The sequence below is a fragment of the Chlorobiota bacterium genome, assembly GCA_016700335.1.
Lineage (GTDB): Bacteria > Bacteroidota > Ignavibacteria > OLB7 > OLB7.
Genome location: CP065014.1, coordinates 446,699 through 457,007 on the forward strand (window position 1 = coordinate 446,699; position 10,309 = coordinate 457,007).

Sequence of the window (10,309 nt, forward strand, 5' to 3'; positions counted from 1 at the left end):
AAAAATTAAAAGTAATTGTTTGTATAAAATCAACAATATTAAAATTATAAAAATAAATTTGATATTAAACTGAGTTTAACTAACAACAACATTTGACTTGTAACTTATTTAAAATAGATGTGTAAATTAGTAATAGCAATTAATGATTGAAGTTTAAACTAAAAATTGAAACAAAGCATTAACTTTGGAATAATGAATTTTAAATCAAATATCCTTTATAATAAATTGAGTGATGAGCAACTATTTGCTTTGGCTCAAGATGGGGATACTATTGCATTTAATCAGTTATTCACTAGGTATAAAAAAAAGGCTTACATTTATTGTTTCAGAGTTTTATCAGATCAAACATTAGCTCAAGATGCTTTTCAAGAAGGTTTTATGAGGATGTATGAACATAGAAATTCATTTTCAGGTAAAAATTTTATGGTCTGGTTCTTCAGAATTTTAAGAAATACATGCTTAAATATGAAGCGAAATAGAAAAATAAATGTTGAGTTCGAGCATTCTTCTGTAGATGTTTCAATAAACAATACTTATGATGATATTTTTTTGCATGAGTATGTTGCAAAAGCCTTAATTCAATTACCAGAAGATTTTAGAGAAGTTATTGTTCTTTTTGAATATGAAGGTTATACATATAATGAAATTGCTGATATTGTTGGAACTTCTATTTCGACTGTTAAAATAAGAATTTTTAGAGCTAGAAATTTGTTACGCGAAATTCTTACACCTATTATTAACGATTATAAATTTGATAAAAAATGAAAATAGATTATGATAATATAATTAGACGTTATACTAGTGGTGAACTTTCTACTTCAGAAATTAACAAACTTAAGGAGACTATCGAAAATTCTCCAGAAGCAAGTTATTTGTTTAGTTCTACCCTTGAATTAAGATCTATGTTAAGAGACGATCTTTTGAGTATTGAAACTCCAGAAGATTTTACTGAAAATGTTAGAGCAAAGATTTCAGATCTATTCGCTCAATGTGAAAAAGCCAAACCAGTTATTGTTCCAATAGAATTAATTTCAGATTCAAAATTGAAAGAAAATAATTTGAAATTCTCAAGTTCAATAAGTGGGTTGAGTAATTTTATTGGAGATATTAAAATTCAAAAGACCAGAACCCATAACACCAAGTTAGCAGTCGCTTTTACTACTATAATATTTTTCATATTTATTAACTCAATTGCTCCAGAAAATTTCTTTTTAAATTTCAATAATATTAGAACTCAAGATATTTCTCAAGATATTGAAATCAAAGGAAGTTTAATTAATGATAAATCTCATAAATTCAGTAATTCAATTTCAAAAAATAATGCAATAAATCTATTCAAAAATAAAACTGTTTTTTCTAATTACAACTCAAATAAGTTTACAACTAATACTCATGATGTTTCGAAAATCTATAAATATAAAACTAATAACAAATCAATTGTAAATGTTAGTAAGAAAATTGCAGATAATGTAATTTTAAAATCTGAATTTGATAATTTTAACAATGTTAATTTTAATGATGATAGAAGTAATTTAAATTCAAACAATTCGAATTCTGGAATAATTGCTAATAATGTTTTAAATGAAAATGTTAATATAACCGATTATATTATTCAAAATAAAGAAGAAATTATTTCTTTACTTAATATAAATCGTGACAATGATAATTCTGTTAACTTACTTAATCAAAATTTAATTAAAGATATCAAACATATTTCATTCGGTGTGAATTTTACACCAGATGAAAATAATAATTTAAATTCTTATTATGTTTCACTAAATGTTTCAGAATCTGACAGACTTGGAATAGAAGTTGGAGGAATCAATGCAAATATACCTTCAAGCAACTTATCTAACAATAAAATTGGAGGTTATAGCAAGAAATCTATAAAAACATTTTCAGGAGATGAAGATCAATATTCAAATAACGATAAAGTACTTTTAAATGAGGTATCTTTTGACAATATGATTGCTCCAATACTTAAAAGTAATTCAAGTATCAAAACATCACAACAAACTTATGGTGCAATTTTTTATGATAGAAAATTTAATTTGCTAAGTTTTGTTGATGGTTGTTCTAGAATTGCAATAGGTGGAACTGATAATGCAATGATCGGTAATATTAGACTTTATTTAGCAGCTAATATCTCTAAAAATTTCACTATTACAATTGGATCTTTTGGTACATTTGCTCATAGTTTTAGCAAAAATAATATTACTCCAAATAGTTCAAAAGGAATTTATGGCGGAATTGAAACTGGATTCTAAAAGAATTGCAAATTAAGCAATTTTAAAAGCCAATCAAAAAAACTTTTGGCTTTTTTTATTTTTTAGCAAACTTTAAAAATTCCTCTTTAGTCATTGAATTTAAAATGTCATTTTTAGTTAACCATCCCTTTCTACCCATAGTAATTCCATACCTCAAAACATCATAACCTTTAATAGAATGAGCATCAGTATTTATTGCAATTTTAACTCCTTTTTTTCTAGCATATTTAATCATTCGCCAGTTCATATCTAATCTATATGGACTTGCATTTAGTTCGATTGATTTATTGTTTTTGGCAGCAGTATCAATTACAGTTTGAAAATCTATATCATAACCTTTTCTAGACAAAATTAAACGACCAGTAGGGTGCCCTAATATAGTTACATACTTATTTTCTAATGCATTGCAAAGCCTGTCAGTTTGTGCTTCTTTACTTAAATTAAAAATACTATGAATTGAGCCAACAACTGAATCTAAGCTAGCTAATACATCATCATCAAAGTCCATTCTACCTTCACTTAGTATATCACACTCAATACCTTTTAGCATTTTAAAAACTGATGGATCATATCTTTTATTGATTTCGTCAATTGCTTTAGATTGTTCTAATAATCTTTTTTCATTTAAACCATTTGCATAAAAAGCTGCTTTTGAATGGTCGCATAATAAAATATATTTCCAATTATTTTTAACACAATGGTTTGCAATTTCATCTAAACTGTTTTCACCATCACTCCAGTTGGAATGAACATGAAACATTCCTTGAATATCATCAAGAGTAATAAATTTTTCTGGGATTTTATTATCTATAGCAAATCTAACTTCTTCAATTCCTTCTCTTAATTCTGGAATGATAAATTGCATTTTTGCTTTAGAGAAAATCTCTTCTTCAGAATTAATTTTTATCAATAAATTATCTTGATAAATACCATCATCCTTTAAGTCAAAGCCATGATCTTTCAAAGGAATTGAAATCATGAAATAATAATCGCTTGCTCCGGTATAACCATGAAGTACCCCATAAAAATTACCTTTTTCAGCAAATCGAATTTTAACTTTAACATCATTATCTAAAATAAAATGTGAGCTGTTCAAATTAGATTGAACATCCGTAACATTTTCTAATTTAGATAAATTCTCAATAAAATTGCTTATGTTTTCACATTCAATTACAAATATTAAAGAATCAACTTCTTCAGCTCCACGCCTTACTGATCCAGCTATTGAGCATTGAATAACACCTTGAATTTTCAAGAAATTTTCTAAAAGTAACTCACTTATTACTGTAGCAGCATCCAACCTTAATTTTCCTGAATTATTCTTCAAATCATTCAAACCTTCAAGAATTTTATTTTGGGATTTTATTCCAAATCCTTTTAAAGTTGAGATTCTATTTTCCATACAAGCATATTCTAATTCACCAATTGATTCAATTTGGAGTTCATTCCACAAAGTTTTAACTTTTTTAGCTCCTAAACCTCGAATCTTTAAAATATCTAATATACCCGACGGAGTTTTTTTTAAAAGATTATTTAATTGAACAGATTCTCCACTAATTACAATATCAGCAATCTCACCAGCAATGCTTTTACCAATGCCAGGTATTAAAAGGAGGGTTGCATTTTCTACTGCTTGTTGTATGTCAATTTGAGTCATAGATAAAGCCCTTGAAGCTCTATTATATGCTGTTGCTTTAAATTCATTCTCACCATGAAGAATTAATAAAGTTTCCATTTCTGAAAGTATATCTGATAACTCTCTTGAAGTCATAATTGTTTTGTAATTTGAGAAACAAAATTAAAGAAACTAAAAAATATCTTGAACATTAAATTTATCTAAGTAAATTAAGAATTGAATAAAATTGATTTTGTTTTTAATATTTCATTTTAAATATTAGGTTCTAAGAAGAAATTCAGTAAATTGATTGAGCTTCTATTCGATTAAAATCACTTAGTTTTGTAGTTGCAAATTCAAACAAAAAACAAGTATTATGGAATTATATAACCTTTCAATAATTAATAAAAAGAGTAAAAAAGTATATATAGAAACCTACGGTTGCCAGATGAATGAATCAGATTCTGAAATTGTACTTTCTGTAATGGGTAAGGATGGATTTGAAAAAACTAATGAAATTGATTTAGCAGATGTAATACTGATTAACACTTGTGCAATTCGAGATAACGCAGAACAAAGAATTCATGGTCGATTAAAAAATATCAAATTCTATAAAAAACAGAATCCTAAACTAGTAGTTGGTGTACTTGGGTGTATGGCAGAACGAATGAGGAGAGATTTGTTGGAAGTTGAAGACGTTGTTGATATTGTTATTGGTCCTGATGAATATAGGGCTCTCCCAGATTTAGTAAATGAAGCATTTAATGGACAGAAAGGAATTGCTGTAAAGTTATCGCGAGTTGAAACGTATGATGATATCACACCAGTTAGAACCGAAGGGATATCAGGGTGGATTTCTATTATGAGAGGTTGTGATAAGTTCTGTACCTTTTGTGTAGTCCCATTTACTAGAGGGCGTGAAAGAAGTAGAACTATGACTTCAGTATTAAAAGAGGTTGAAGAATTGTCTAACCATAATTTCAAAGAAATTACTTTGTTAGGTCAGAATGTGAACAGTTACAGAAGTGAAGGAAACGATTTTGCAGATTTACTTTCAAAGGTAGCAGATATAAATCCAAATATTAGAATAAGGTATACAACTTCCCACCCTCAAGATATGTCAGATAAGTTGATTGAAACAATGGCATCAAAAAATAACATTTGTAATTATATTCATTTACCAGTACAATCAGGATCAAACAGAGTGTTAAAGTTAATGAATAGAACTTATACCGTTGAACATTATTTAGAAAGAATTGAGAGGATTTATAATATCATTCCTAATGTATCATTATCAACTGATATAATAGCTGGCTTCCCAACAGAGAATGAAGATGATCATAAAAAAACATTAGATCTTGTTAAAAAAGTTAGATACGATGGTGCCTTTATGTTTAAATATTCACCAAGAGAAAATACAAAAGCCTGGGCAATGGGAGATACTGTTGAAGAAGAAGTTAAGACTAGAAGACTAAATGAGATAATTGAATTACAAAGAAGAATATCTGATGAAATAAACAATCAAACTGTGGGTAAAATAGAATTGGTTTTGATTGAAGGTGAGAGCAAAAAAGATTTTAACGAATGGAGGGGCAGAACTGATTCAAATAAGATAGTAATCTTTCCAAAAGGAGATGAGCAAATTGGAGAGTTTGCTTATGTAAAAATAAATCGTGGTAATGCAGCAACACTTTTTGGAAGTACAGTTAATAGTGATGGTACTCCTAAATTTATCCCACTTGAGTTAATGCAAAGCAATTAAAATTTAATTTGGAGAAAAGAATTAATTTTTAGTTAGTATAAAAAAAAAAGCACCTTAATTAATTATTAATGTGCCTTTGTTATATTGTTCAAAATTTTATTTTAATTCAAAAACTGTACCATTCAAATTTAACAAATATCCCTCCTTAGAACTATTAATCTCTAAACAACCTGAGTCTTTTAGTGCTTTAAGAGTTTTTTTCATATTAGTTGTTGTTAATATAAATTCTGGTTCAATTGATAATTCTCCGTTAGAATTTATTGAATTTTTATCAATATCAACATCATCTTTAACAAGTTTTGTAGAATCAAGTGCGGCTTTCAATAACTTTCCATTTTTATCAATACCAATTAATTGCAAAGCTAATTCTTCTTCTGGAGTGTTAGTACCTCCTCTAATTTCAGAAAGTAAAATTTCGTTATCCTTATCTCTATCACCAGTAACAGGAACATTAACTAATGGATAAGAAACTTTTCTAAGTTCTTTTAGAAAAATGGTAAAGCTTTTACTTTCAATTTCTTTTATTGCCCTTTCCATTTTGCTTGAAAGCAATCTTAGTTGAGTAATATCTTCTTGTGGTGTTGGAGAATTCAAAATTAGTTCAGTAATATTCAAATATAATACTGAATCAATAGGAAGTGATTTTAACCAATCCTTAAAAACAACAATACTACCAAATACGTCTCTAAAGTAAGAATTATAACTCCAAGCAGCAATCGCTCTTTCAACAAAAGAGACTGCATCAGAAATTTTTGTTTTGAAATAACAGCTTGTAGGATTAGAAATCAATTCTGAATTAGAAGAAGAAACAGCTAATGCACAAGCAAACGAAATTGTCTGACTTTGTCTTATTAAGTAATCATTTACATCCGTCGGTTGTGACGGTGAACTTAAGAGGTAAGAGAATGATGCCATAAAAGTAATAAAGTATTATAAATTACATGTAATGTTGAAAATTTAATTTGAACAAGAAAAATCTATCAAATATTTTGAACTAAATAAATTAAAAAGTATTCTAACAAAACTTAATTCATAATTTTGCAAGTTAATTAATTAATCTTTATTAAAAAAATTTAATTATTCACAAATAATAATTTTTTGTAACAGATAATAATTTGAATTACTTCCAAAGAAAAGTTTTCCATTTATTTGTAACTCATTATAATATCATGAACAAGGGCTTTGAACAAAATATTAATAATGATAAAAATCTAGATTCTATTCAGATTGAATTACCTGAAAAAATTGAAACAGATTTGAAGGTTTTGTCTGAAAATAAAAGTAAAACTTATAATATGAGAGCAATTGCAATTTTATGTGTCCTGCTCAGCAGTGCAGGAATTGCAGTATTTAAACCAAATACTGTAAGTAATCTAATTTCTGGTGAAGGTGATAAAACTGCCATAAGTAGAGCATTAAATACAAGCAAAACTTTAGTTTCAGAAAAAAATAAAACCCAACATAAAGCTGCTAAATCTTTGGCTATTAGTGATGAGTCTATTAATTCAAAAAATAAATTATATAGTGGGGTTAGTTTAGCACCGTTAGTAATGGAAAGGTTACCTATTAGAGATACAATTTACACTACAGGAAATGAGTATTTAGATGTAAATCTCTCAAATCAAACAGTTACTGTAATTAATAGAGACGGTACAAAGAATAAATTTTTGATTTCAAGTGGTACACCATACATAAGTGGTGGAATGGCAACACCTTCAGGAATTTTTACAGTGCAAAATAAAACTCCAATGGCTTTGAGCAAGCAGTTTCATAATGCAAAACTTCATTTTTGGATTGGAGTTCAAGGTGGAGTTGGTTTTCATGGGTTAGATGGAAGTGGTTATTATTGGAATCTTGGTAAAAGACCTTCTTCACATGGTTGCATCAGAATGGCTCGAAATGAGATTAAAGAGATGTACTCTTTAGTTCATGAAGGGTCAATCATAAAAGTCCATAATGGTGAGCCAGCAAGAGTTGTAGCATTCTGTGATAAATCTGACACAATGAATGCAATTTTAATTGATAGTGCCTCTGTTTACAATCGCAAACTTGGGTTAGACAGGTATAATATGCTAATGAAAGGAGAGTATTGGACTAATCCAATTCCAAGAATAGTACATAAATCCCCACAAAGAGTTAGATGGGGTATGCCTATTGGTAAAGCAGTAGAAATTCCAGCTCAAAAGCTACCAGATAACTTAAGGATTTATAACAAGTTGAGTAGTAAATCTAGTATTGTTTGGTTAGATAATTTATTTGTAAATAAAAAATCAATTATTAGTAAATTACCTAAGCCTAAAATTATTATTGGTGCTCAAGATGATGATTCAATACCTGAAGTTATTCAACCTTAATTAATTGCAAATTTAAAAAAAACAGGGAATTGTTATTGATGATAGAGTTTTTAAATTTAATTAAATAATAGCTTTGACAAAATTCATAAACTTAATGATACAAAAACTAATTTGGCTTTAATCCTTCAATCATATTTTTAAAAACATCTTCAGTGATAATTTTTACACCTAAAGAATTTGCTTTTATAAGTTTTGAACCTGCATCTAATCCTACAATAAGTAAATCAGTTTTTTTACTAACACTTGAACTTGTTTTACCTCCAAATTCTTCAATAAGTGCTGAAGCTTTTTCCCTTGAATAATGCATTAAAGTTCCAGTTAAAACAATAGTCTTCCCAAAGAAAGGAGAATTTATAGAATCTATATTTTTTTTCATTTCATTCTCAAAATTCAGTCCACTTTCTTTAAGTCTATTAATAATTTTAATATTAGTATCATTTGAGAAAAATCTAATTACTGATTCAGCAATTTTCACCCCAATTTCATTGGTAGAAACTAATTGATCAAACGTGGCTTCAATCAACGAGTTTAAAGAACCGAATTCATAGGATAAAATTTTAGCTACAGTTGAACCTACGTGCCTAATACCTAATGCAAATAATACTTTTGCAAATGGTTTATTTTTACTTTCATTAATGCCATTTAACAAATTCTCAATACTTTTTATACCCCATCTTTCTAATTCTAAAATCTGTTTTTTTTTACTTTCTAAATCATAAATATCTGCATAAGTTTCGAGTAATCCTAGCTCAACAAATTGATCAACAACCTTTTCACCAAGACCTTCAATGTCTAGTGCTGCTCTAGATGAGAAGTGAGATATTCTTCCTTTAATTTGACTTGGACAATCTGGATTTTCACAGTAAAAATTTACTTCACCATCGGGTCTTGTTAGTAATGTTTCAAAATGACAAGGGCAATGTGTTGGAAAAGAAAACTGAATAGAATTTACATTACGTTCAGAAATTACAACTTCACTTACTTTAGGAATAACATCTCCACCTTTTTCAATAACAACTGTATCGCCAATTCGAATATCTTTTAAAATAATAAAGTCTGAGTTATTCAAAGTCGCCCTTCTGATTGTTGATCCTGAAAGTAAAATAGGTTCAAGCTCCGCAACAGGAGTTATTGTCCCAAGCCTACCAACTTGAAATGTAATACCTTTTAGTTTTGTAGTTGTTTTTTTTGATGAAAATTTGTAGGCAATTGCCCATCTTGGGGCTTTGGAAACAAATCCTAATTCATCTTGATGTTTTAATGAATCAATTTTAATAACTACACCATCAATTTCATATTCTAATTCATCTCTTTTATTTTCCCATTCATCACAATAATCTAAAACTTCAAATATTGATTTACAAACACGAGAATGAGGATTAGTGGGTACACCAATTTCTTTTAGAATCTTTAAATTCTCAGAATGAGATTTTAATTCTATATTTTCTGAATAAAGGTAATAACCAAACATTGATAAAGGTCTTGATGCAACAATGGTGGAATCTAGCATTTTTAATGTACCAGAAGCTGAATTTCTTGGGTTTGCAAAAAGTTTTTCACCAATTAACTCTCTTTCAGAATTCATTAAGTAAAAGTCATTTTTTTTAATGAAAATCTCACCTCGAATTTCAAAATCATCTAGAATATAATCATAAACTTTAAAGTTATTGATAGATAAAGGAATTGATTTTATAGTTTTAACATTATTTGTTATTTCTTCACCTTCTTCACCATTTCCACGAGTAACCGCTTGATAGAATTTACCTTTTTCATAATGAATACTTACTGCAACCCCATCAATTTTCAGTTCAGCGGAATAGGAATAGTTCTCATCACCTAATATATTTTTTACTCGACTATCAAAATTCAAAACTTCTTCTCTACTGTAAGTATTCCCTAAAGATAACATAGGTCTTTTATGAGAAACTTGCGCGAAAGAATTTGTAATATCAGAACCTACTAGTTGAGTTGGAGAATCAATTGAAAAATATTCTGGATTTTCTTCTTCAAGTTTTACAAGTTCAGCTATCAACAAATCATATTCCAAATCAGAAATATTTGGATTGTTTTTAAGGTAATAATTATCATTTGCTATGTTTATTTGAATTTTAAGAAAGTTAATTCGATCAGTTATAATTTTAGAAAACATATTTGTTACTATATATTAAATGTATTTAAAAAATTTTTGTTAGTTGTGTTTAGTTTTTTTTTTTTAGGTTTGAAGTTCGTAAATTGTGAGAAATTGTATCTTAAAGTAATTTTATGCAAAATTGTATTCAAAATTAAAGTTAAAATACATAACATACTTAAC

General features: G+C 27.9%; 7 protein-coding genes. 4 read left to right on the forward strand and 3 right to left on the reverse strand.

The window, feature by feature from the left end; translation table 11 throughout:
• The first annotated feature begins 192 nt into the window (after positions 1-192).
• The gene (locus IPP08_01790) at positions 193-765 is read left to right on the forward strand and encodes an RNA polymerase sigma factor (GenBank protein QQS66931.1); all 573 of its coding nucleotides are present in this window, start codon (positions 193-195) and stop codon (positions 763-765) included.
• Positions 762-2,267 (forward strand): hypothetical protein, encoded by a 1,506-nt coding sequence (locus IPP08_01795; protein ID QQS66932.1) that lies wholly within the window; start codon positions 762-764, stop codon positions 2,265-2,267. The genes IPP08_01790 and IPP08_01795 overlap by 4 nt, the downstream gene beginning before the upstream one ends.
• A 55-nt stretch (positions 2,268-2,322) precedes the next feature.
• Here the strand turns inward: IPP08_01795 and polX are convergent, their stop codons facing one another.
• Positions 2,323-4,038, reverse strand: a complete 1,716-nt coding sequence (polX, locus tag IPP08_01800) for a DNA polymerase/3'-5' exonuclease PolX (GenBank protein QQS66933.1) — start codon at positions 4,036-4,038, stop codon at positions 2,323-2,325.
• 220 nt (positions 4,039-4,258) lie between these two features.
• On the opposite strand from polX, the gene miaB reads away from it, so the two are divergent.
• Positions 4,259-5,644 (forward strand): tRNA (N6-isopentenyl adenosine(37)-C2)-methylthiotransferase MiaB, encoded by a 1,386-nt coding sequence (gene miaB, locus IPP08_01805; GenBank protein QQS66934.1) that lies wholly within the window; start codon positions 4,259-4,261, stop codon positions 5,642-5,644.
• A 96-nt stretch (positions 5,645-5,740) separates the two neighbouring features.
• On the opposite strand, the gene IPP08_01810 is transcribed toward miaB, so the two are convergent.
• Positions 5,741-6,559: a hypothetical protein gene (locus IPP08_01810; protein QQS66935.1), complete on the reverse strand. Its 819-nt coding sequence runs from the start codon at positions 6,557-6,559 to the stop codon at positions 5,741-5,743.
• A 254-nt stretch (positions 6,560-6,813) separates the two neighbouring features.
• Between IPP08_01810 and IPP08_01815 the strand changes: the two genes are divergently transcribed.
• Positions 6,814-7,998 carry a L,D-transpeptidase gene (locus tag IPP08_01815; GenBank protein QQS66936.1) on the forward strand — a complete coding sequence of 395 codons (1,185 nt, stop codon included), beginning with the start codon at positions 6,814-6,816 and terminating at the stop codon, positions 7,996-7,998.
• Between the two features lie 106 nt (positions 7,999-8,104).
• Here IPP08_01815 and ligA read toward each other — a convergent pair whose 3' ends face one another.
• The gene (ligA, locus tag IPP08_01820; protein QQS66937.1) at positions 8,105-10,147 is read right to left on the reverse strand and encodes an NAD-dependent DNA ligase LigA; all 2,043 of its coding nucleotides are present in this window, start codon (positions 10,145-10,147) and stop codon (positions 8,105-8,107) included.
• Positions 10,148-10,309: the final 162 nt, after the last annotated feature.

Coding starts and splice junctions, on each gene's coding strand:
- IPP08_01790 (QQS66931.1), top strand. CDS start 193: ATGAATTTTAAATCAAATATCCTTTATAATAAATTGAGTGATGAGCAA.
- IPP08_01795 (QQS66932.1), top strand. CDS start 762: ATGAAAATAGATTATGATAATATAATTAGACGTTATACTAGTGGTGAA.
- polX (QQS66933.1), bottom strand. CDS start 4,038: ATGACTTCAAGAGAGTTATCAGATATACTTTCAGAAATGGAAACTTTA.
- miaB (QQS66934.1), top strand. CDS start 4,259: ATGGAATTATATAACCTTTCAATAATTAATAAAAAGAGTAAAAAAGTA.
- IPP08_01810 (QQS66935.1), bottom strand. CDS start 6,559: ATGGCATCATTCTCTTACCTCTTAAGTTCACCGTCACAACCGACGGAT.
- IPP08_01815 (QQS66936.1), top strand. CDS start 6,814: ATGAACAAGGGCTTTGAACAAAATATTAATAATGATAAAAATCTAGAT.
- ligA (QQS66937.1), bottom strand. CDS start 10,147: ATGTTTTCTAAAATTATAACTGATCGAATTAACTTTCTTAAAATTCAA.